The 21,265-nt window shown below is 50.9% G+C and carries 18 protein-coding genes; 12 read left to right on the top strand and 6 right to left on the bottom strand.

Annotated elements, in window-relative coordinates; translation table 11 throughout:
- Nucleotides 1-24: 24 nt before the first annotated feature.
- Entirely contained in the window at nucleotides 25-597 is a 573-nt protein-coding gene (gene yeiP, locus FTE26_RS16915) for an elongation factor P-like protein YeiP (protein ID WP_001136827.1), read from the bottom strand.
- Between the two features lie 154 nt (nucleotides 598-751).
- Between yeiP and FTE26_RS16910 the strand changes: the two genes are divergently transcribed.
- On the top strand, nucleotides 752-1,006 hold the full coding sequence (locus tag FTE26_RS16910; RefSeq protein WP_001349348.1) for a YkgJ family cysteine cluster protein: 255 nt from the start codon (nucleotides 752-754) through the stop codon (nucleotides 1,004-1,006).
- On the opposite strand, the gene setB is transcribed toward FTE26_RS16910, so the two are convergent.
- The gene (setB, locus tag FTE26_RS16905; protein ID WP_000551977.1) at nucleotides 1,003-2,184 is read right to left on the bottom strand and encodes a sugar efflux transporter SetB; all 1,182 of its coding nucleotides are present in this window, start codon (nucleotides 2,182-2,184) and stop codon (nucleotides 1,003-1,005) included. The two genes, FTE26_RS16910 and setB, sit on opposite strands and share 4 nt — an antisense overlap.
- Before the next feature lie 367 nt (nucleotides 2,185-2,551).
- Between setB and fruB the strand changes: the two genes are divergently transcribed.
- From fruB to FTE26_RS16875, 6 genes are all read left to right on the top strand, one after another.
- Nucleotides 2,552-3,682, top strand: coding sequence for a fused PTS fructose transporter subunit IIA/HPr protein (fruB, locus tag FTE26_RS16900; protein ID WP_000487246.1), 1,131 nt, complete (start codon nucleotides 2,552-2,554; stop codon nucleotides 3,680-3,682).
- Nucleotides 3,682-4,620 (top strand): 1-phosphofructokinase, encoded by a 939-nt coding sequence (fruK, locus tag FTE26_RS16895; protein ID WP_000091263.1) that lies wholly within the window; start codon nucleotides 3,682-3,684, stop codon nucleotides 4,618-4,620. Before fruB ends, fruK begins: the two co-directional genes overlap by 1 nt.
- Nucleotides 4,621-4,636: 16 nt before the next feature.
- Nucleotides 4,637-6,328, top strand: coding sequence for a PTS fructose transporter subunit IIBC (fruA, locus tag FTE26_RS16890; protein ID WP_000854479.1), 1,692 nt, complete (start codon nucleotides 4,637-4,639; stop codon nucleotides 6,326-6,328).
- 456 nt (nucleotides 6,329-6,784) lie between these two features.
- Nucleotides 6,785-7,726, top strand: a complete 942-nt coding sequence (locus FTE26_RS16885; protein ID WP_001368055.1) for a pseudouridine kinase — start codon at nucleotides 6,785-6,787, stop codon at nucleotides 7,724-7,726.
- Nucleotides 7,714-8,652, top strand: coding sequence for a pseudouridine-5'-phosphate glycosidase (psuG, locus tag FTE26_RS16880; protein WP_001293148.1), 939 nt, complete (start codon nucleotides 7,714-7,716; stop codon nucleotides 8,650-8,652). Before FTE26_RS16885 ends, psuG begins: the two co-directional genes overlap by 13 nt.
- 93 nt (nucleotides 8,653-8,745) lie before the next feature.
- On the top strand, nucleotides 8,746-9,996 hold the full coding sequence (locus tag FTE26_RS16875) for a NupC/NupG family nucleoside CNT transporter (protein ID WP_000353897.1): 1,251 nt from the start codon (nucleotides 8,746-8,748) through the stop codon (nucleotides 9,994-9,996).
- Nucleotides 9,997-10,066: 70 nt separating this feature from the next.
- Here FTE26_RS16875 and FTE26_RS16870 read toward each other — a convergent pair whose 3' ends face one another.
- Nucleotides 10,067-10,765 (bottom strand): transcriptional regulator YeiL, encoded by a 699-nt coding sequence (locus FTE26_RS16870; protein ID WP_000658580.1) that lies wholly within the window; start codon nucleotides 10,763-10,765, stop codon nucleotides 10,067-10,069.
- Between the two features lie 129 nt (nucleotides 10,766-10,894).
- Here FTE26_RS16870 and rihB point away from each other — a divergent pair, with 129 nt between their 5' ends.
- Entirely contained in the window at nucleotides 10,895-11,836 is a 942-nt protein-coding gene (gene rihB / locus FTE26_RS16865; RefSeq protein WP_000415429.1) for a ribosylpyrimidine nucleosidase, read from the top strand.
- A 99-nt stretch (nucleotides 11,837-11,935) separates the two neighbouring features.
- Nucleotides 11,936-13,186 (top strand): NupC/NupG family nucleoside CNT transporter, encoded by a 1,251-nt coding sequence (locus FTE26_RS16860; RefSeq protein ID WP_000382941.1) that lies wholly within the window; start codon nucleotides 11,936-11,938, stop codon nucleotides 13,184-13,186.
- 55 nt (nucleotides 13,187-13,241) lie between these two features.
- On the opposite strand, the gene FTE26_RS16855 is transcribed toward FTE26_RS16860, so the two are convergent.
- From FTE26_RS16855 to FTE26_RS16845, 3 genes are all read right to left on the bottom strand, one after another.
- Complete coding sequence (locus FTE26_RS16855; protein ID WP_000999819.1) at nucleotides 13,242-14,330, bottom strand: sugar kinase; 1,089 nt, start codon at nucleotides 14,328-14,330, stop codon at nucleotides 13,242-13,244.
- Between the two features lie 3 nt (nucleotides 14,331-14,333).
- Nucleotides 14,334-15,191: a deoxyribonuclease IV gene (gene nfo, locus FTE26_RS16850; protein ID WP_000873890.1), complete on the bottom strand. Its 858-nt coding sequence runs from the start codon at nucleotides 15,189-15,191 to the stop codon at nucleotides 14,334-14,336.
- A gap of 73 nt (nucleotides 15,192-15,264) precedes the next feature.
- A complete protein-coding gene (locus FTE26_RS16845; protein WP_000182053.1) occupies nucleotides 15,265-16,314 on the bottom strand; it encodes a YeiH family protein in 1,050 nt (349 codons plus the stop codon).
- Between the two features lie 98 nt (nucleotides 16,315-16,412).
- Between FTE26_RS16845 and yieE the strand changes: the two genes are divergently transcribed.
- The 3 genes from yieE to cirA all read left to right on the top strand — a co-directional run bounded on the left by yieE (nucleotide 16,413) and on the right by cirA (nucleotide 21,252).
- Nucleotides 16,413-17,294, top strand: coding sequence for a DNA-binding transcriptional regulator YeiE (gene yieE / locus FTE26_RS16840; RefSeq protein ID WP_000548294.1), 882 nt, complete (start codon nucleotides 16,413-16,415; stop codon nucleotides 17,292-17,294).
- 204 nt (nucleotides 17,295-17,498) lie between these two features.
- Nucleotides 17,499-18,968: a lysine-specific permease gene (gene lysP, locus FTE26_RS16835; RefSeq protein ID WP_000253273.1), complete on the top strand. Its 1,470-nt coding sequence runs from the start codon at nucleotides 17,499-17,501 to the stop codon at nucleotides 18,966-18,968.
- Between the two features lie 292 nt (nucleotides 18,969-19,260).
- Nucleotides 19,261-21,252: a catecholate siderophore receptor CirA gene (cirA, locus tag FTE26_RS16830; RefSeq protein ID WP_000489233.1), complete on the top strand. Its 1,992-nt coding sequence runs from the start codon at nucleotides 19,261-19,263 to the stop codon at nucleotides 21,250-21,252.
- The last annotated feature ends 13 nt before the right edge of the window (nucleotides 21,253-21,265 follow it).

The raw sequence follows: 21,265 nt of genomic DNA, 5'->3' as shown, positions 1-21,265 counted from the left end.
TCCCTTTTCTGCATGCGGCTGAAGTTAGTCAGCACGCCCCATATAACGGCGTTCTTCGATATGGATACGAATTTTTTCGCCCGGGCTTAAGTATTCTGGTACCTGAATCACCAGACCAGTGCTCAATGTCGCCGGTTTGTTACGGGCGCTGGCAGATGCCCCTTTGATGCCTGGTGCGGTTTCAACGATTTCCAGATCAACGGTCTGCGGCAGCTCAAGCGCCAGCAGTTGACCGTCCCAGGTCAGCACCTGCATGTCCGGCATGCCGCCCTCTGGCATAAACAGCAACTCTTCTTCAATCTGATCTTTGGTGAAGGTATACGGGGTATAGTCTTCTTTATCCATAAAGACATATTCGTTGCCATCGACATAGGAGAAGTCAACGTAACGGCGGGTCAGCGTCACGGTGTCAACGATATCATCACCTTTGAAACGCTCTTCTACTTTCAGCCCGGTACGGACATCAGAAAAACGCATTTTGTACAGCGTAGCGGCACCGCGGGCAGTGGGTGACTGAATATCAATATCCTTAACCAGCAGCAGTTTGCCGTTGTAATTCAGTACCATACCTTTTTTAATTTCGTTCGCTCTTGGCATCGAAAAATTCCTGTAGTCGAAAATGTCAAAAATATCGCGACAAAGTACTCGCGACGGGCCTTTCGGGCAAGTGGTATTCGCACTTTTGCTGGTGCAAAAAAGGTGGTACTGTGCGCGCTCATCAATCCGGTGGTTAACCTTAAGAGAACAACGTATGAAATGCCGTCCGGGTTGCGGGGCGTGTTGCACTGCCCCTTCAATTTCCAGCCCTATTCCCGGTATGCCAGATGGCAAGCCCGCCAATACGCCCTGCATTCAGCTTGATGAACAGCAACGCTGTAAAATTTTCACCTCGCCACTGCGACCGAAAGTCTGTGCAGGCTTACAAGCCAGCGCTGAAATGTGCGGTAACTCGCGTCAGCAGGCCATGACCTGGCTTATCGATCTGGAAATGCTGACCGCGCCTTAAACATCTTTAATCCGCAGTAAGCAAAACAGAGTGGCGATAATCATCACCATCGCAAACCAGAACACAGCGTGATAATTCCAGATCTCGGCGACGATGCCCGCCACTGATCCTGCGATGATCCAGCCCACGCGCGACGTGTTGGTATAGAGCGTGGTGGCTGAACCCGCCTGACCGGGCATCAGATCCTGAAAATAGAGCATCCCGATGCCGCCCAGAATGCCAATAAAAATAGCATTTAGCAGCTGCAAGCCCAACAGAATGACAGGTGAATGCGCCATCAGCATTCCTGCGTAAAAACAGACGCCACCCACGGCAGCAACGCGCATTAAGAAACGCTTACCCAGACGTTTGGCGAAATATCCGGCAATCAACATCGTCGGGATTTCCAGCCCGGCGGCGGTCCCCATCATCACACCGGCCAGTTTCTCGGGAAGATGCAGTTCGTTGATAATAAATAGCGGCATGTTGATGATGTACAGGCTGTTCGAGCCCCACATCAATGTACAAATGACAAACAGCAGTAGCGTATCGCGACGGTTACGGCGCGGCGCTTCAACCGTGCCGGTCGCCAGCGGAAGCTCTTTTTGCATCGACGGTAAAAACAGCCACACCATCACGCCGCAAACAATAAACGCTACCGCTGCGCTCAGATACATTACCGTAAAGCTGAAACCCATCGCTAACGCATAAGCCAGCGGTGGGCCAATGACCCATGCCAGTGAAACCTGAGCGCGTAAAAAAGAGCTGAACATCACCGCCTCACGTCCGGTTTTGTCGGCATGTTCACGGGCAAGGGCAAACATTTGCGGGTTAGCGGTCGAGCCAAAGCTGCTAAGAAAGACGCCAACGAATAGCAAAACAAAGTAGTTGCGATTCCAGGCAAAAAGGGTGCAGGCCAGCACGCCTAACAGGCAGCAAAAGACAATCAGCGATTTGCGATCGCCGCGCTTATCAGAGCGCCCGGCGAGAAACTGACTTACCAGAATCCCAATGACAGCGCTGCCGGTAAAGAAGAATCCCACCATCGCCGGACGGGCATGTACTTCATCGGTAAGAAAAATACTGAGTGTCGGGGTTTGCAGAGCGCCCGCAATACCGGTGAGAAAGGCAACGATTAAAAACGCCGTCGAGGTCAGGTCAAACGATTTCGCGCTGGAGACTGCGGGGGAGTTATGCATGCTGGTCGATCACTGGAAGAGGAAGACGCGGAGTTTACGCTGCTTGTCAGAAAATAAACAGACAGCGAAATCAAAAGCGCCACGAATAATCAAAATGCCATTTCACTGTTGCTGATTGGCTGCTGACGCTGCTGAAATGAAATTGCTGATAACGGATTTTCCCATCAGCAATTAGGAAAAATGGCAAAAAATTGTGCAGCACATCAAACTTTTGCTCATAACTTTACGGCTTTCCTTGCGTGCTGAAACAGAAGTATTATGCTTTCTTGAAACGTTTCAGCGCGATCTTGTCTTTAACCCTAAGACAGGTTGGCGCTTTTTTTCTCATAGAGGCTGAATCGTTTCAATTCAGCAAGAGAGGAGAACTATGTTCCAGTTATCCGTACAGGACATCCATCCGGGCGAAAAGGCCGGAGACAAAGAAGAGGCGATTCGCCAGGTCGCTGCGGCGCTGGTGCAGGCCGGTAATGTAGCAGAAGGCTACGTCAATGGCATGCTGGCGCGCGAACAGCAAACCTCAACGTTCCTCGGCAATGGTATTGCTATTCCACACGGCACTACCGACACCCGCGATCAGGTGCTGAAAACCGGCGTTCAGGTATTTCAGTTCCCGGAAGGCGTCACCTGGGGTGACGGTCAGGTAGCGTACGTGGCAATCGGTATTGCTGCCAGCTCGGATGAACATCTGGGCCTGCTACGCCAGCTGACCCACGTACTGAGCGATGATTCCGTTGCTGAACAACTGAAGTCAGCAACAACAGCAGAAGAACTTCGCGCATTACTGATGGGCGAAAAGCAGAGTGAGCAGCTGAAGCTCGACAACGAAATGCTGACGCTGGATATCGTCGCCAGCGATCTGCTGACTCTTCAGGCGCTGAACGCTGCGCGTCTGAAAGAGGCGGGGGCAGTTGACGCCACTTTCGTCACCAAAGCCATCAATGAACAACCGCTGAATCTCGGACAGGGTATCTGGCTGAGCGATAGCGCCGAAGGCAATCTGCGTAGCGCGATTGCGGTAAGCCGTGCGGCAAATGCTTTTGATGTGGACGGCGAAACGGCAGCCATGCTGGTGAGTGTGGCGATGAATGACGATCAGCCCATCGCGGTTCTTAAGCGTCTCGCTGATTTATTGCTCGACAATAAAGCTGACCGCTTGCTGAAAGCGGATGCGGCAACGTTGCTGGCGCTGCTGACCAGCGATGATGCGCCGACCGACGACGTGTTAAGCGCGGAGTTTGTGGTGCGCAATGAACACGGCCTGCATGCTCGTCCAGGTACCATGCTGGTCAATACCATTAAACAATTTAACAGTGATATTACCGTGACAAACCTTGATGGTACCGGCAAACCGGCAAACGGACGTAGTCTGATGAAAGTTGTGGCACTTGGCGTTAAGAAAGGTCATCGCCTACGCTTTACCGCCCAGGGTGCAGATGCTGAACAGGCGCTGAAAGCAATCGGCGACGCTATCGCTGCTGGTCTTGGGGAGGGCGCATAATGAGCAGACGTGTTGCTACTATCACCCTTAATCCGGCTTATGACCTTGTTGGTTTCTGCCCGGAAATTGAACGCGGCGAAGTGAACCTGGTGAAAACCACCGGTCTGCATGCGGCGGGTAAAGGCATCAACGTGGCCAAAGTATTAAAAGACCTGGGAATTGATGTCACCGTTGGCGGCTTCCTGGGTAAAGACAATCAGGATGGTTTTCAGCAACTGTTCAGCGAGCTGGGCATTGCCAACCGTTTCCAGGTTGTACAGGGGCGCACCCGAATTAACGTTAAGCTGACGGAAAAAGACGGCGAAGTGACCGACTTCAACTTCTCGGGTTTTGAAGTCACCCCCGCCGACTGGGAACGCTTTGTGACTGATTCTCTGAGCTGGCTCGGTCAGTTCGATATGGTCTGTGTCAGCGGAAGCTTACCGTCAGGCGTCAGCCCGGAAGCGTTCACCGACTGGATGACTCGCCTGCGTAGTCAGTGTCCTTGCATTATCTTTGATAGTAGCCGTGAAGCGTTAGTAGCAGGTTTGAAAGCGGCACCGTGGCTGGTGAAACCTAACCGCCGCGAGTTGGAAATCTGGGCAGGCCGTAAACTGCCTGAAATGAAAGATGTGATTGAAGCTGCACATGCGCTACGTGAACAAGGTATTGCGCATGTTGTTATTTCACTGGGTGCCGAAGGCGCGCTTTGGGTTAATGCCTCCGGCGAATGGATCGCCAAACCACCGTCAGTCGATGTCGTAAGCACCGTTGGCGCAGGGGATTCTATGGTTGGTGGCCTGATTTATGGCTTGCTGATGCGTGAATCCAGTGAACACACACTGCGTCTGGCGACTGCTGTTGCAGCCCTGGCGGTAAGTCAAAGCAATGTGGGTATTACCGATCGTCCGCAGTTGGCCGCAATGATGGCGCGCGTCGACTTACAACCTTTTAACTGACAGCAGGAGAGGCATAATGAAAACGCTGCTGATTATTGACGCTAATCTCGGTCAGGCACGCGCCTATATGGCGAAGACCCTGCTGGGCGCGGCGGCGCGAAAAGCAAAACTGGAAATCATCGACAATCCGAACGACGCTGAAATGGCGATTGTTCTCGGTGATTCCATCCCGAACGACAGCGCGCTGAACGGTAAAAATGTCTGGCAGGGCGATATTTCCCGGGCAGTTGCGCACCCTGAGCTGTTCCTGAGTGAAGCCAAAGGCCATGCGAAACCTTACACTGCGCCGGTCGCTGCGACAGCACCGGTTGACGCCAGCGGCCCGAAACGCGTAGTTGCGGTGACTGCTTGCCCGACTGGCGTAGCACACACCTTTATGGCTGCTGAAGCCATTGAAACCGAAGCGAAAAAACGTGGCTGGTGGGTGAAAGTTGAAACCCGTGGTTCTGTTGGCGCGGGTAATGCAATCACTCCCGAAGAAGTAGCCGCAGCGGATCTGGTGATTGTGGCGGCAGATATCGAAGTGGATCTGGCGAAATTTGCTGGTAAACCGATGTATCGCACCTCTACCGGTCTGGCGCTGAAGAAAACCGCGCAGGAACTGGATAAAGCGGTTGCTGAAGCAACGCCGTATGAACCGGCGGGCAAAGCTCAAACGGCGACCACTGAAGGTAAGAAAGAGAGTGCGGGCGCTTACCGTCACTTGCTGACGGGCGTTTCTTACATGCTGCCGATGGTCGTTGCTGGTGGTCTGTGTATCGCGCTTTCTTTTGCTTTTGGTATCGAAGCGTTTAAAGAGCCGGGTACGTTGGCAGCGGCGCTGATGCAGATTGGCGGTGGTTCAGCCTTTGCGCTGATGGTGCCGGTACTGGCAGGTTATATTGCCTTCTCCATTGCCGATCGTCCGGGCCTCACGCCGGGTCTGATTGGCGGTATGCTGGCTGTCAGCACCGGTTCTGGCTTCATTGGCGGTATTATTGCGGGCTTCCTGGCTGGTTACATTGCGAAGTTAATCAGTACGCAACTGAAACTGCCACAGAGTATGGAGGCGCTGAAACCAATCCTGATCATTCCGCTAATTTCCAGTCTGGTGGTCGGTCTGGCGATGATCTACCTGATCGGTAAACCAGTTGCTGGCATTCTCGAAGGGCTGACTCACTGGCTGCAGACCATGGGGACTGCGAATGCGGTTCTGCTGGGGGCGATCCTCGGTGGCATGATGTGTACTGACATGGGCGGTCCGGTAAATAAAGCAGCGTACGCGTTCGGTGTGGGTCTGCTGAGTACTCAAACCTATGGCCCGATGGCGGCGATTATGGCGGCAGGTATGGTGCCACCGCTGGCAATGGGTCTGGCAACAATGGTGGCGCGTCGCAAATTCGACAAAGCGCAGCAGGAAGGTGGCAAAGCCGCTCTGGTATTGGGACTGTGCTTCATTTCGGAAGGTGCAATTCCGTTTGCTGCTCGTGATCCGATGCGTGTGCTGCCGTGCTGTATCGTGGGTGGGGCGCTGACTGGCGCAATCTCAATGGCGATTGGTGCGAAACTGATGGCACCGCACGGTGGTCTGTTTGTTCTGCTGATCCCTGGCGCGATTACGCCGGTACTGGGTTACCTGGTAGCCATTATTGCCGGTACGCTGGTGGCGGGTCTGGCCTATGCCTTCCTGAAACGCCCGGAAACACAAATAGTAGAAAAAAACGCATAATTTATCTTCATTATCGGGGATGAGACATCTCTGCCCCGATGATGACAAACGCAAAATTGCCTGATGCTCTATGCTTATCAGACCTACATGAACCCTGCAATATATTGAATTTTTGCGCTTTTGTAGGTCGGATAAGGCGTTTACGCCACATCCAGGATGAACAAAGCGCGCGTTGTCAACAATCTGGAGGGCAGAAACATCTCTGCCCTTTTTCTTGCCTGCCATATTGTGTGTTACACATCACAATTTTCTCTTTTGTTGCTGCATAAATAGACAAACTTTGTGACCGCCTTCATATCTGGCCGATTTCGTTTTTTCTGATCGATTTACATTACGTTAAATATGCTTATTATGAACATGTGTTTAAATATGAACACGTGCTCTAATAGTCTTATTGACTGTAATGACTATTTTACCCAATTTCTTCGTTGGCAATTTATTGCCAGGGGGCGTGCTATGCGCGAAAAGGACTACATAGTAATTATTGGTTCGGCGAATATTGATGTGGCTGGGTATTCACATCATCCATTGAATTATGCGGATTCGAATCCCGGAAAAATTAAATTTACCCCAGGTGGCGTGGGAAGGAATATCGCTCATAATCTGGCGTTACTGGGGAAAAATGCCTGGCTTTTAAGTGCAGTAGGTGGTGATTTTTATGGGCAATCATTACTGGCGCAAACTAATCAATCCGGTGTTTATGTCGATAAATGCTTAATTGTTCCGGGTGAGAATACATCCAGCTATTTATCACTGCTCGATAATACAGGAGAAATGCTTGTCGCGATAAATGATATGAGTATTAGTGACTGTATTTCTGCAGAATTTCTTGCCCAGCATCAGGAGTTTATTCGCGGTGCAAAGGTTATTGTCGCGGATTGCAACCTTAGTGAAGAGGCGCTGGTCTGGGTTCTGGAAAATAGCGGGGAAACGCCTGTATTTATTGATCCGGTATCGGCATGGAAATGCGTCAAAATCCGCGATCATCTGAGCAAAATCCATACGTTAAAACCTAACCGTCTTGAAGCCGAAACGTTGAGCGGAATTGCACTTTCCGGACGTGAAGATGTCGCAAAGGTCGCCGCCTGGTTTCATCAACACGGCCTGAACCGCCTGGTGCTGAGCATGGGAGGGGATGGCGTTTACTACAGTGATATCAACGGTGAAAGTGGGTGGTCGGCCCCTATTAAAACGAATGTCATCAATGTTACTGGGGCAGGCGACGCCATGATGGCGGGGCTGGCCTCCTGTTGGGTAGACGGTATGCCGTTTATCGATTCTGTTCGATTTGCGCAGGGATGTTCGTCAATGGCACTTGCCTGTGAATATACCAACAACCCTGAATTATCAATTGCCAATGTTAGATCGTTAGTGGAGAACACAGAATGTCTGAATTAACTCTGTCCCCTGAATTATTACAAATATCCGCTGAAGTACAGGATGCTTTAAAAAATAAAAAACCGGTTGTTGCGCTGGAATCGACCATAATTTCTCACGGAATGCCATTCCCACAAAATGCCCAAACCGCAATTGAAGTAGAAGAAACTATTCGTAAACAGGGCGCAGTACCAGCCACTATCGCCATTATTGGCGGTGTGATGAAAGTGGGCTTAAGTAAAGAAGAAATCGAATTGCTGGGCCGTGAAGGACATAACGTGACCAAAGTTAGTCGTCGCGATTTACCTTTTGTTGTTGCCGCCGGAAAAAATGGCGCAACCACTGTGGCTTCAACGATGATTATTGCGGCGCTTGCCGGAATTAAAGTATTTGCCACCGGGGGAATTGGTGGTGTGCATCGCGGGGCGGAACATACCTTCGATATTTCTGCCGATTTACAGGAACTGGCAAATACCAATGTCACTGTTGTTTGTGCGGGGGCAAAATCTATTCTCGATTTAGGATTAACAACAGAATATTTAGAAACCTTCGGTGTACCGTTAATTGGTTATCAGACAAAAGCGCTGCCTGCGTTTTTCTGCCGAACCAGCCCATTTGAAGTCAGCATTCGTCTTGACAGTGCCCGCGAAATTGCTCGCGCGATGGCAGTGAAGTGGCAAACCGGTTTGAACGGCGGCCTGGTAGTGGCGAATCCGATCCCGGAACAGTTTGCGATGCCAGAAGAAACCATCAATGCAGCAATTGATCAAGCCGTTGCTGAAGCCGAAGAACAGGGTGTTATTGGGAAAGAGAGTACACCGTTCCTGCTGGCGCGTGTTGCGGAGCTAACAGGCGGTGATAGCCTGAAATCCAATATTCAACTGGTCTTTAATAACGCCATTCTGGCGAGCGAAATTGCCAAAGAATATCAGCGTCTCGTGGGTTAATTTCTGGCGGGCAGAAAGCCGTCGCCCGTACTCATCAAACATACCAAAACCTGGCGCTGACGCCGGGTTTACTGGCATGAAGGGAAAATCATTATGGATATAATGAGAAGTGTTGTGGGGATGGTGGTATTGCTGGCAATTGCCTTTGTGTTGTCGGTAAATAAAAAGAGCATCAGCTTGCGCACGGTTGGCGCTGCGCTGCTGCTGCAAATTGCCATTGGTGGCATCATGCTCTATTTTCCCCCGGGAAAATGGGCAGTAGAGCAGGCGGCATTAGGCGTCCATAAAGTGATGTCCTACAGTGACGCAGGAAGTGCCTTTATTTTTGGTTCGCTGGTCGGTCCCAAAATGGATGTTCTGTTTGACGGTGCGGGCTTTATCTTCGCCTTTCGCGTACTCCCGGCGATTATTTTCGTTACCGCGCTTATCAGCTTGCTGTACTACATTGGCGTAATGGGGCTGCTGATTCGTATTCTTGGCAGTATTTTTCAGAAAGCCCTCAACATCAGCAAAATCGAATCTTTTGTCGCAGTCACCACTATTTTCCTCGGGCAAAATGAGATCCCGGCGATCGTTAAACCTTTTATTGATCGCATGAATCGCAACGAGCTATTTACGGCTATTTGTAGCGGCATGGCGTCTATTGCGGGTTCGATGATGATTGGCTATGCCGGAATGGGCGTGCCGATTGACTATTTGTTAGCCGCTTCGCTGATGGCTATTCCTGGCGGTATCCTGTTTGCACGTATTCTTAGTCCGGCGACGGAACCTTCGCAAGTTACGTTTGAAAATCTGTCGTTTAGCGAAACACCGCCAAAAAGCATTATTGAAGCTGCGGCGAACGGTGCAATGACCGGGCTGAAAATCGCCGCCGGTGTGGCGACGGTGGTAATGGCATTTGTGGCAATTATTGCGCTGATCAATGGCATTATTGGTGGAGTTGGCGGCTGGTTTGGTTTTGCCAATGTCTCTCTGGAAAGCATTTTCGGCTATGTGCTGGCCCCGTTGGCATGGATTATGGGGGTGGACTGGAGTGATGCAAATCTTGCCGGAAGTTTGATTGGGCAGAAACTGGCGATTAATGAGTTTGTTGCTTATCTCAATTTCTCGCCCTATCTGCAAACGAGCGGCACGCTGGATGTCAAGACCATTGCCATTATCTCGTTCGCCCTCTGTGGGTTTGCAAACTTTGGTTCTATCGGTGTTGTCGTTGGCGCATTTTCGGCTATTTCGCCAAAACGTGCTCCAGAAATCGCCCAGCTTGGTTTACGGGCGCTGGCAGCAGCAACGCTTTCCAACCTGATGAGTGCGACTATTGCCGGGTTCTTTATTGGTCTGGCGTAATGCTCGATTTGTAGACCGGATAAAACGTATTAAGCGTTGCATCCGGCAATCGCGCTATTGCAAATAATTTTTACTGCATCATCCCGGAGAATTTATTCTCCGGGTCCATCTCCAGCGCCAGTCCTGACAACTGCTTTCTGTTTTTAATGAGATACCCTTTCTTGCTTTTAGTTAATAAACCGTCGTGAATGAATTGCGCGAGAACATATAAAAGATGTCGATAAGAAACGCCTAAATACTCTGCCGCTTGCGTATGCTTTTCGTGATAAAGATCACCTTCCTGCGAGAGTAATATAAAAGCTGCCAGGCGATTAACTAACGGAAATGATTGATTCTGAGTTAAAGAAACAATATTACGATAATTTTTATGACTTAAGGTGACGCAGAGTTTTCGTAAAAATAGCGTGTCGTTTAATAACCGCGGGCGGTAATGTTTCATAGGGAGCGCAAGGCACCAACACTCTTCAATAGCCTGCACCGCACGCGGTTCATGGTCTTTGTCGATTAACTCAATCTCGCCAATAAAACAGGGGGCGGCAAAGAAATCGATCAGCGACACGCGACCATTAGCTAGCGTGGCGTAAAGCCTGGCGCGGCCTCGCGTCAGGTAAAACAGCCAGGACGGCTGTTGCCCTTCCTGCACAATGTAGTCACGCGCTAAAAAATGAAACAGCCGCGTATCGGCTGAAACATCCGTTAAAAAGCAATCCTTAAACGCGGATTCACTCATCAATTGCTGCTTAAGATCATTATTGTGGATTTCTTTCACGATGTTTATCCGCTATGAGATTTCTCATATTTAGCATACGTACGCGGTTGGTAAGATTCAATCATCGGCCCGGTCGAATTTTCTTTGCTGTAGAAAAAATAACGCAACTGGAAACAGAGGAAATAAACAATGGAAAAGAGAAAAATTATTCTGGATTGTGATCCGGGTCATGATGATGCTATTGCTATAATGATGGCGGCGAAACATCCGGCAATAGATTTATTAGGCATCACTATTGTAGCGGGTAATCAGACGCTTGATAAAACATTAATTAATGGCCTGAATGTTTGCCAGAAACTGGAGATTAATGTTCCGGTTTATGCGGGGATGCCGCAACCCATTATGCGTCAACAAATCGTTGCCGATAATATTCACGGTGAAACCGGACTGGATGGCCCGGTATTCGAGCCGCTGACCCGCCAGGCAGAAAGTACCCACGCGGTGAAATACATCATTGATACCCTGATGGCAAGCGATGGCGATATCACTCTGGTGCCGGTTGGTCCGCTTTCAAATATCGCGGTGGCAATGCGTATGCAACCCGCGATCCTGCCCAAAATCCGTGAAATTGTGCTAATGGGCGGCGCTTACGGTACAGGCAACTTCACGCCATCTGCCGAGTTCAACATCTTTGCTGACCCGGAAGCAGCCCGCGTGGTGTTCACCTCTGGCGTTCCATTAGTGATGATGGGCCTCGATCTCACCAACCAGACCGTTTGCACCCCGGACGTGATTGCTCGGATGGAAAGGGCAGGCGGCCCTGCCGGAGAGCTGTTCAGCGACATCATGAACTTCACTCTCAAAACGCAGTTCGAAAACTACGGCCTGGCTGGCGGCCCGGTGCACGACGCCACCTGCATCGGTTATCTGATTAACCCTGATGGCATTAAAACCCAGGAGATGTACGTCGAAGTGGACGTCAACAGTGGCCCTTGCTATGGGCGCACCGTCTGCGACGAGCTGGGCGTTCTTGGCAAGCCCGCCAATACCAAAGTCGGCATCACTATTGATACCGACTGGTTCTGGGGCTTAGTCGAAGAGTGCGTGCGCGGCTACATCAAAACCCATTAAGCGTTGATAACAAGCCGGGCCGATAGCGCAAGATGCAGGCCCGACTATTTCTGATGGGCAGAAAGCCGTCGCCCAATATGACATGAAGAGATAATCACTATGGATGTCATGAGAAGTGTTCTGGGAATGGTGGTATTGCTGGCAATTGCATTTTTGCTGTCAGTAAACAAGAAGAAGATCAGCCTGCGTACCGTTGGCGCGGCGTTAGTGTTACAGGTTGTGATTGGCGGCATTATGCTTTGGTTACCGCCAGGGCGTTGGGTCGCTGAAAAAGTCGCTTTTGGCGTGCATAAAGTGATGGCGTACAGCGACGCGGGTAGCGCATTTATCTTCGGTTCGCTGGTCGGGCCGAAAATGGACACGCTGTTTGATGGCGCAGGATTTATCTTTGGTTTCAGAGTATTACCGGCAATTATCTTCGTTACAGCACTGGTGAGTATTCTCTACTACATCGGTGTGATGGGGATTTTAATTCGCATTCTCGGCGGTATCTTCCAGAAAGCGTTAAATATCAGCAAGATCGAGTCATTCGTCGCGGTCACTACCATTTTCCTCGGGCAAAACGAAATTCCGGCAATCGTCAAACCCTTTATCGATCGTCTGAATCGCAATGAATTATTTACAGCGATTTGTAGTGGCATGGCCTCGATTGCTGGTTCGACAATGATTGGTTACGCCGCCCTGGGCGTACCTGTGGAATATTTGCTGGCGGCATCGTTAATGGCGATCCCAGGCGGGATCTTGTTTGCCCGCCTGTTAAGCCCGGCTACGGAATCTTCGCAGGTTTCCTTTAATAACCTCTCTTTCACCGAAACACCGCCAAAAAGCATTATTGAAGCCGCTGCGACAGGGGCAATGACCGGGCTGAAAATCGCCGCCGGTGTAGCGACAGTTGTTATGGCATTTGTCGCCATCATTGCGTTAATTAATGGTATTATCGGCGGCGTTGGCGGCTGGTTTGGTTTTGCACATGCCTCGCTGGAGTCCATTTTAGGTTACCTGTTGGCCCCATTGGCGTGGGTGATGGGGGTTGACTGGAGTGATGCAAATCTTGCCGGGAGTTTGATTGGGCAGAAGCTGGCGATCAATGAATTTGTCGCTTATCTCAATTTCTCGCCATATCTGCAAACGGGTGGCACTCTGGATGCTAAAACCGTGGCGATTATTTCTTTCGCGTTGTGCGGTTTCGCTAACTTTGGTTCTATCGGGGTGGTGGTGGGGGCGTTTTCTGCGGTTGCGCCACACCGTGCGCCGGAAATCGCCCAACTTGGTTTACGCGCGCTGGCGGCGGCGACACTTTCTAACCTGATGAGTGCTACTATTGCAGGATTCTTTATTGGTTTAGCGTAGTGCGCAATTTATGAGCCGGATAAGATGCGGTCAAGCGTCGAATCCGGCAACATTGTTACACCATTGGCACTAATGAAAGCGCGTTATCGGCAGACAGGGTAGGGTTGTTTAAGCTGCCGCTGGCGCGCGAAATTGCCGCGCAGGCTACCGCAAAACGGGCGCTGTCGCGGAAACTGTATCCTTCAAGAAAGCTATATACCAGGCCCGCCATAAAACCATCGTCAGCACCAAAACTGTCTACTGTCGTATGCGCTGGCGCGGTCAGCAAAAATTGTTCTCCATCCTTATCGCTGCAAAATACAGATTCATCTTTCAGATAAACAAAAATGCGTTTAACACCTTGTTGATGCAGCGAATTTACAGCTCTGATGCGATCGTTGTCGTCTTTAATCGGTTGCCCCCACAAAATTTCCAGTTCATTTTGTGTTGGTTTCAGAGTGTGGATCCGGCTGTACCAGTTTTTTACTTTGTTCGCTTTAAATTCGGAAACGGTATCGACAAACATCGGAATTTCATCAGCAATGGTAAAGACCCACTCCAGGGCTTCAGGTGTGAGATTACAATCAGCCAGCACCACACCAGCATGGCGAATCAAGTCCCGTGAAGTATTGAGCAGTTGAGGCGTTAGCTGTTGCAGAATATGTGTGTCATTGATTGCCAGGATAGTTTCTTCCTGCTTATTAGCGATAGCGAGATAAGTTGCAGTGCTGTGTCCATGCAGACGAATGCAGTTTGAAACGTTCACGCCCGCGCGGCGCGTTTCTTCCAGTAATGTCTCGCCGTAAAAATCGTTGCCAATAGCTGATATTAAATGCACATCCCGACCAAGCAGAGCCAGGTTATGCGCGATATTACGTCCGACGCCGCCTGCGGAACAGTGAACAGAACCTGGATGAGAGGCTGCTTGCGGGTAACGGATATCCGCCATTCCGCGAATATCCATATTGATTGCACCCACAACCACACAGTAATCCTGCTCGGTAAGGATATATCCTTTGCCTTTAATCAAACCCTTGCGCATCAAATCCATAATATGAGCGGCAACACGTGAGCGGCTGATTTGCAGAATATCGGCGATTTCATTCTGTTGAATCAGCGGGTTACGCCGTAAAATTTTAAGAATCTGCTTTTCCCTGTCGTTCATCGATCAGGCCACCGCTTTTTCAGTTTGTTGCGCTTTCAGCCAGGCGATCTCTTCTGCCCAGATATCCGGGTTGATGGTTTCAAGGATCAGCGGAATGCCGTCGAAACGGTCGTCCTGCATGATCCAGCGGAACGCATCATGACCGATATTGCCTTCACCGAGGCTATGATGGCGGTCAACGCGGCTGCCAAAGGTGCTTTTCGCATCGTTAAGGTGCATCCCGCGCAGATACTTAAAGCCAACAATACGGGCAAAATCCGCGAACGTTTTCTCGCATTCGGCTGGAGTACGCAAATCATACCCGGCAGCGAAAGCATGGCAGGTATCAATGCAGACGCCGACACGGGATTTATCTTCCACGCCGTCGATAATCGCCGCGAGATGTTCGAATTTAAACCCTAAGTTACTGCCCTGACCGGCGGTGTTTTCAATCACCGCTGTTACACCTTGAGTTTTATCCAGCGCAATGTTGATGGATTCGGCAATACGCGCAAGGCAATCCTCTTCTGAAATCTGCATCAGATGGCTGCCAGGGTGGAAGTTGAGCAAAGAAAGCCCCAGTTGTTCGCAACGCTGCATTTCATCTATAAAGGCATCGCGCGATTTTTCCAGAGCTTCAGTGACCGGATGTCCGAGGTTAATCAGATAGCTGTCGTGGGGAAGAATTTGCGCCGATGTGTAGTGATATTTTTCACAGGCCGCTTTGAATTCATCGATGGTTTGCGTCGTGAGCGGTGCGGCACGCCACTGACGTTGGTTTTTGGTGAACAAGGCAAACGCGGTTGCGTCGATTTCGGCGGCGCGAATTGCGGCATTTGCCAGACCGCCAGCAGCACTAACGTGCGCTCCAATGTATTTCATGCGAGGACTCCTGTTAAACCCGCTGGAGGAAAACGGTAATGATAGCGGGTTAACAGGAGCAAGATGTAGTGGTTTATGCGATGACGCTTTGAATCACATAGTTAATCGCACCACCACCAACAATCAGCCAGGCAAACAGTACCAGTGCCATCAGCAGAGGTTTCGCCCCGGCTTTTTTCAGCGCGCTGACGTGAGTGGTCAGACCCAGCGCCGCCATCGCCATTGCCAGCAGGAAGGTATCCAGCGTTACCAGCATGTTCACCACGCTCTGCGGTAACAGGTGGAACGAGTTAAAGATGGCAACGACGATGAACAATATGGCAAACCACGGAATAGTGATTTTGCTTTTCTCGCCGCTGTTCGCCCCAGACAGCTGTTTAACACGCGCCGCCAGCAGGATGAGGAACGGAGCCAGCATCATCACGCGCAGCATTTTGGAAATAACTGCTGCGTTTTCCGCATCCGGGCTGATGGCATGACCTGCCGCCACCACCTGCGCCACTTCGTGCACAGTAGAACCAATGTAGATACCGAAAGTTTCCGGACTAAACCATTGAGACATCAGCGGATATATCGCCGGGTAGAGGAAAATCGCGACGGTCCCGAAGATAACAACGGTTGCAACAGCCACGGTTACTTTACTGGCTTCCGCTTTCACTACCGGCTCAGTCGCCAGTACCGCGGCAGCACCACAGATACTGCTACCGGCACCGATCAACCAGCTGGTGTGCTTATCCAGACCAAACACTTTCTGCCCCAGGAAGCAAGCCAGCAGGAAGGTACTGGACAGCGTCAGCACGTCAATGATGATCCCACTGATACCGACATCGGCAATTTGCGAGAACGTCAGACGGAAGCCATAAAGAATGATACCCAGACGTAATAAATATTGCTTGGCAAACAGCACACCACCGTCACAGCTTTTCCAGATGTGCGGATAGATGGTGTTGCCTAAAACCATCCCCAACAAGATTGCGAGGGTGAGGGCACTAAACCCGGCACCCGCAACCGCGGGAATGGAACCACCCCACAGGGCGACCCCGGTGATAACTGCACTCAGGGCTAACCCCGGAATAAAATGCCACAGTGTACGATGTTGTTTCTGTAAGGTGATATTCGTCATAACCCTCTCCTTTAACCGGGCATAAGGTTACGACTAACTGGTTTAAAAATAAAATTGATTATATATTTATAATTAATCTTTATAAGTGGTAAGCGACTATGCACATCACCCTCCGGCAGTTGGAAGTTTTTGCAGAAGTATTGAAAAGTGGATCAACCACCCAGGCGTCGGTGATGCTGGCGTTGTCGCAATCAGCAGTGAGCGCAGCCTTGACCGACCTGGAAGGGCAGCTTGGCGTGCAACTGTTTGATCGCGTGGGGAAAAGACTGGTTGTTAATGAACACGGGCGGCTGCTCTATCCGCGTGCGTTGGCATTGCTTGAACAGGCGGTTGAAATCGAACAACTGTTTCGCGAAGACAACGGCGCGATTCGTATCTATGCCAGTAGTACCATCGGTAACTACATTCTGCCTGCAGTTATCGCCCGTTATCGCCATGATTATCCGCAGTTGCCGATTGAACTTAGCGTTGGGAACAGCCAGGACGTGATGCAAGCGGTGCTGGATTTCCGCGTTGATATTGGTTTTATTGAAGGACCGTGCCACAGCACTGAAATTATTTCTGAACCGTGGCTGGAAGACGAGCTGGTGGTTTTCGCCGCGCCGACTTCGCCGTTGGCCCGTGGTCCGGTCACCTTAGAGCAGCTGGCCGCTGCGCCGTGGATCCTGCGTGAACGCGGTTCCGGCACGCGGGAGATTGTCGATTATCTATTGCTGTCACATTTACCGAAGTTTGAGATGGCGATGGAATTAGGTAACTCCGAGGCAATCAAACATGCGGTGCGTCATGGGTTGGGAATTAGTTGCCTGTCGCGACGGGTGATTGAAGATCAATTGCAGGCAGGCACATTAAGTGAAGTTGCGGTCCCTCTGCCGCGCCTGATGCGTACGTTGTGGCGTATACATCATCGGCAAAAACACCTTTCCAACGCGCTACGGCGCTTTCTGGACTATTGCGATCCCGCGAATGTACCGCGTTAAGTTGCTGTACAAGAACATGCTGGTGCTGTGTCGATTTCGTGACGCAGCGCCCTCAGCATGCATTCGCCAGAAAAGAGATTGGCTGCTTTACTTATAATCCCTGGGCGATCATGAAGGTGTCTTATAACCGTGTATTTCTGCCGGAAGGATTGCCAATCGTCTGCTACAATCGCGCCTCATTTTTAAGATGGATAGCATTTTTGTATGGTTTCCGAAACTAAAACCACAGAAGCGCCGGGCTTACGCCGTGAATTAAAGGCGCGTCACCTGACGATGATTGCCATTGGCGGTTCCATCGGTACAGGTCTTTTTGTTGCCTCTGGCGCAACGATTTCTCAGGCAGGTCCGGGCGGGGCATTGCTCTCGTATATGCTGATTGGCCTGATGGTTTACTTCCTGATGACCAGTCTCGGTGAACTGGCTGCATATATGCCGGTTTCCGGTTCGTTTGCCACTTACGGTCAGAACTATGTTGAAGAAGGCTTTGGCTTCGCGCTGGGCTGGAACTACTGGTACAACTGGGCGGTGACTATCGCCGTTGACCTGGTTGCAGCTCAGCTGGTCATGAGCTGGTGGTTCCCGGATACACCGGGCTGGATCTGGAGTGCGTTGTTCCTCGGCGTTATCTTCCTGCTGAACTACATCTCAGTTCGTGGCTTTGGTGAAGCGGAATACTGGTTCTCACTGATCAAAGTCACGACAGTTATTGTCTTTATCATCGTTGGCGTGCTGATGATTATCGGTATCTTCAAAGGCGCGCAGCCTGCGGGCTGGAGCAACTGGACAATCGGCGAAGCGCCGTTTGCTGGTGGTTTTGCGGCGATGATCGGCGTAGCTATGATTGTCGGCTTCTCTTTCCAGGGAACCGAGCTGATCGGTATTGCTGCAGGCGAGTCCGAAGATCCGGCGAAAAACATTCCACGCGCGGTACGTCAGGTGTTCTGGCGAATCCTGTTGTTCTATGTGTTCGCGATCCTGATTATCAGCCTGATTATTCCGTACACCGATCCGAGCCTGCTGCGTAACGATGTTAAAGACATCAGCGTTAGTCCGTTCACCCTGGTGTTCCAGCACGCGGGTCTGCTCTCTGCGGCGGCGGTGATGAACGCAGTTATTCTGACGGCGGTGCTGTCAGCGGGTAACTCCGGTATGTATGCGTCTACTCGTATGCTGTACACCCTGGCGTGTGACGGTAAAGCGCCGCGCATTTTCGCTAAACTGTCGCGTGGTGGCGTGCCGCGTAATGCGCTGTATGCGACGACGGTGATTGCCGGTCTGTGCTTCCTGACCTCCATGTTTGGCAACCAGACGGTATACCTGTGGCTGCTGAACACCTCCGGGATGACGGGTTTTATCGCCTGGCTGGGGATTGCCATTAGCCACTATCGCTTCCGTCGCGGTTACGTATTGCAGGGACACGACATTAACGATCTGCCGTACCGTTCAGGTTTCTTCCCACTGGGGCCGATCTTCGCATTCATTCTGTGTCTGATTATCACTTTGGGCCAGAACTACGAAGCGTTCCTGAAAGATACCATTGACTGGGGCGGCGTAGCGGCAACGTATATTGGTATCCCGCTGTTCCTGATTATTTGGTTCGGCTACAAGCTGATTAAAGGAACTCACTTCGTACGCTACAGCGAAATGAAGTTCCCGCAGAACGATAAGAAATAAGTTTCCTCCCTTCCTTGCTAAGCCCTCTCAACCGAGAGGGCTTTTTCAATTCCATTTCCCTGACAAATCATGCGGATATAAAATTTAACATTTGGATTGATAATTGTTATCGTTTGCATTATCGTTACGCCGCAATCAAAAAAGGCTGACAAATCAGAGGCTGTTCCGGCTTTCTGGGATGATCACCTGCATACAAATAAGTCCACCGCGATGCTGCCGTACGCAAGGGGACGTGAAGAAGATGTGAGCGATAACCCATTTTATTTTCGTAGTTACCTCATGGAGATATGGAATGTTTAGGTTGAACCCTTTCGTACGGGTCGGGCTGTGTTTGTCCGCTATTTCTTGTGCATGGCCTGTGTTAGCGGTCGATGATGATGGCGAAACGATGGTTGTCACTGCATCTTCCGTTGAACAAAACCTCAAAGATGCACCCGCCAGTATCAGCGTCATTACCCAGGAAGACCTGCAGCGAAAACCGGTACAGAATCTGAAGGATGTCCTCAAAGAAGTGCCTGGCGTACAACTGACGAACGAAGGGGATAACCGTAAGGGCGTTAGTATTCGTGGTCTGGACAGCAGCTACACCCTGATTCTCGTCGACGGTAAACGCGTTAACTCCCGCAATGCCGTCTTCCGCCACAATGATTTCGATCTGAACTGGATCCCGGTCGATTCCATCGAACGTATTGAAGTGGTTCGTGGCCCGATGTCGTCGCTATACGGCTCCGATGCGCTCGGCGGTGTAGTGAATATCATCACCAAAAAAATCGGTCAGAAATGGTCGGGTACCGTTACCGTCGATACCACCATTCAGGAACATCGCGATCGCGGTGATACCTATAACGGTCAGTTCTTTACCAGTGGACCATTAATTGATGGTGTGCTGGGAATGAAAGCTTACGGCAGCCTGGCAAAACGTGAAAAGGATGACCCGCAAAACTCAACGACCACCGATACCGGAGAAACGCCGCGTATTGAAGGATTCTCCAGCCGCGACGGCAATGTCGAATTTGCCTGGACACCGAATCAAAATCACGATTTTACTGCCGGATACGGTTTCGACCGTCAGGATCGTGATTCCGACTCGCTGGACAAAAACCGCCTGGAACGCCAGAACTACTCCGTCAGCCATAATGGGCGTTGGGATTACGGCACCAGCGAACTGAAATACTACGGTGAGAAAGTCGAGAACAAAAACCCTGGCAACAGCAGCCCGATAACTTCCGAAAGCAATGCGGTCGACGGCAAATACACGTTGCCGCTGACGGCAATTAATCAGTTTCTCACGGTTGGCGGTGAATGGCGTCACGACAAACTTAGCGATGCGGTGAACCTGACCGGGGGAACCAGCTCCAAAACGTCTGCCAGCCAGTACGCGCTGTTTGTGGAAGATGAATGGCGGATCTTCGAGCCGCTGGCGCTGACGACCGGCGTGCGTATGGACGATCACGAAACCTACGGTGAACACTGGAGTCCGCGTGCCTACCTGGTTTATAACGCCACCGACACCGTAACGGTGAAAGGGGGCTGGGCGACGGCATTTAAAGCACCTTCTCTGTTGCAACTTAGCCCTGACTGGACGAGCAATTCCTGCCGTGGCGCATGTAAGATTGTGGGTAGCCCGGATCTGAAACCAGAAACCAGCGAAAGTTGGGAGCTGGGGCTTTACTACATGGGTGAAGAAGGCTGGCTGGAAGGGGTTGAATCCAGCGTTACCGTTTTCCGTAACGATGTGAAAGATCGTATCAGCATCAGCCGTACGTCTGACGTCAACGCTGCACCGGGCTACCAAAACTTTGTTGGTTTTGAGACGGGCGCTAACGGACGGCGCATACCGGTATTTAGCTACTACAACGTTAACAAAGCTCGTATTCAGGGCGTGGAAACCGAACTGAAAATTCCGTTCAACGATGAATGGAAACTGTCGATCAACTACACCTACAACGATGGTCGTGATGTCAGCAACGGCGAAAACAAACCGCTATCCGATCTGCCGTTCCATACTGCTAACGGTACGCTGGACTGGAAACCGCTGGCGCTGGAAGACTGGTCATTCTATGTTTCTGGTCACTATACCGGGCAGAAACGCGCCGACAGCGCGACGGCTAAAACACCGGGCGGTTATACCATCTGGAATACCGGCGCGGCCTGGCAGGTGACTAAAGACGTCAAACTGCGCGCAGGCGTGCTGAACCTTGGCGACAAGGATCTCAGTCGTGACGACTACAGCTATAACGAAGACGGACGTCGTTACTTTATGGCAGTGGATTATCGCTTCTGATGAGAAGATGCCC

Source organism: Escherichia sp. S10b (assembly GCF_028421345.1).
In the GTDB taxonomy this organism is placed as follows: Bacteria; Pseudomonadota; Gammaproteobacteria; order Enterobacterales; family Enterobacteriaceae; genus ECMA0423.
Note: the sequence above shows the minus strand (reverse complement) of the source record. Positions and strands in the feature narration are given on the sequence as shown.

What these genes read in the sequence shown, in the direction of transcription:
- cirA (WP_000489233.1), top strand. Translation starts at nt 19,261, where the DNA reads ATGTTTAGGTTGAACCCTTTCGTACGGGTCGGGCTGTGTTTGTCCGCT.
- rihB (WP_000415429.1), top strand. Translation starts at nt 10,895, where the DNA reads ATGGAAAAGAGAAAAATTATTCTGGATTGTGATCCGGGTCATGATGAT.
- fruB (WP_000487246.1), top strand. Translation starts at nt 2,552, where the DNA reads ATGTTCCAGTTATCCGTACAGGACATCCATCCGGGCGAAAAGGCCGGA.
- FTE26_RS16845 (WP_000182053.1), bottom strand. Translation starts at nt 16,314, where the DNA reads ATGACGAATATCACCTTACAGAAACAACATCGTACACTGTGGCATTTT.
- FTE26_RS16875 (WP_000353897.1), top strand. Translation starts at nt 8,746, where the DNA reads ATGGATATAATGAGAAGTGTTGTGGGGATGGTGGTATTGCTGGCAATT.
- setB (WP_000551977.1), bottom strand. Translation starts at nt 2,184, where the DNA reads ATGCATAACTCCCCCGCAGTCTCCAGCGCGAAATCGTTTGACCTGACC.
- FTE26_RS16885 (WP_001368055.1), top strand. Translation starts at nt 6,785, where the DNA reads ATGCGCGAAAAGGACTACATAGTAATTATTGGTTCGGCGAATATTGAT.
- yeiP (WP_001136827.1), bottom strand. Translation starts at nt 597, where the DNA reads ATGCCAAGAGCGAACGAAATTAAAAAAGGTATGGTACTGAATTACAAC.
- FTE26_RS16855 (WP_000999819.1), bottom strand. Translation starts at nt 14,330, where the DNA reads ATGAACGACAGGGAAAAGCAGATTCTTAAAATTTTACGGCGTAACCCG.
- psuG (WP_001293148.1), top strand. Translation starts at nt 7,714, where the DNA reads ATGTCTGAATTAACTCTGTCCCCTGAATTATTACAAATATCCGCTGAA.
- yieE (WP_000548294.1), top strand. Translation starts at nt 16,413, where the DNA reads ATGCACATCACCCTCCGGCAGTTGGAAGTTTTTGCAGAAGTATTGAAA.
- lysP (WP_000253273.1), top strand. Translation starts at nt 17,499, where the DNA reads ATGGTTTCCGAAACTAAAACCACAGAAGCGCCGGGCTTACGCCGTGAA.
- fruA (WP_000854479.1), top strand. Translation starts at nt 4,637, where the DNA reads ATGAAAACGCTGCTGATTATTGACGCTAATCTCGGTCAGGCACGCGCC.
- fruK (WP_000091263.1), top strand. Translation starts at nt 3,682, where the DNA reads ATGAGCAGACGTGTTGCTACTATCACCCTTAATCCGGCTTATGACCTT.
- FTE26_RS16910 (WP_001349348.1), top strand. Translation starts at nt 752, where the DNA reads ATGAAATGCCGTCCGGGTTGCGGGGCGTGTTGCACTGCCCCTTCAATT.
- nfo (WP_000873890.1), bottom strand. Translation starts at nt 15,191, where the DNA reads ATGAAATACATTGGAGCGCACGTTAGTGCTGCTGGCGGTCTGGCAAAT.
- FTE26_RS16860 (WP_000382941.1), top strand. Translation starts at nt 11,936, where the DNA reads ATGGATGTCATGAGAAGTGTTCTGGGAATGGTGGTATTGCTGGCAATT.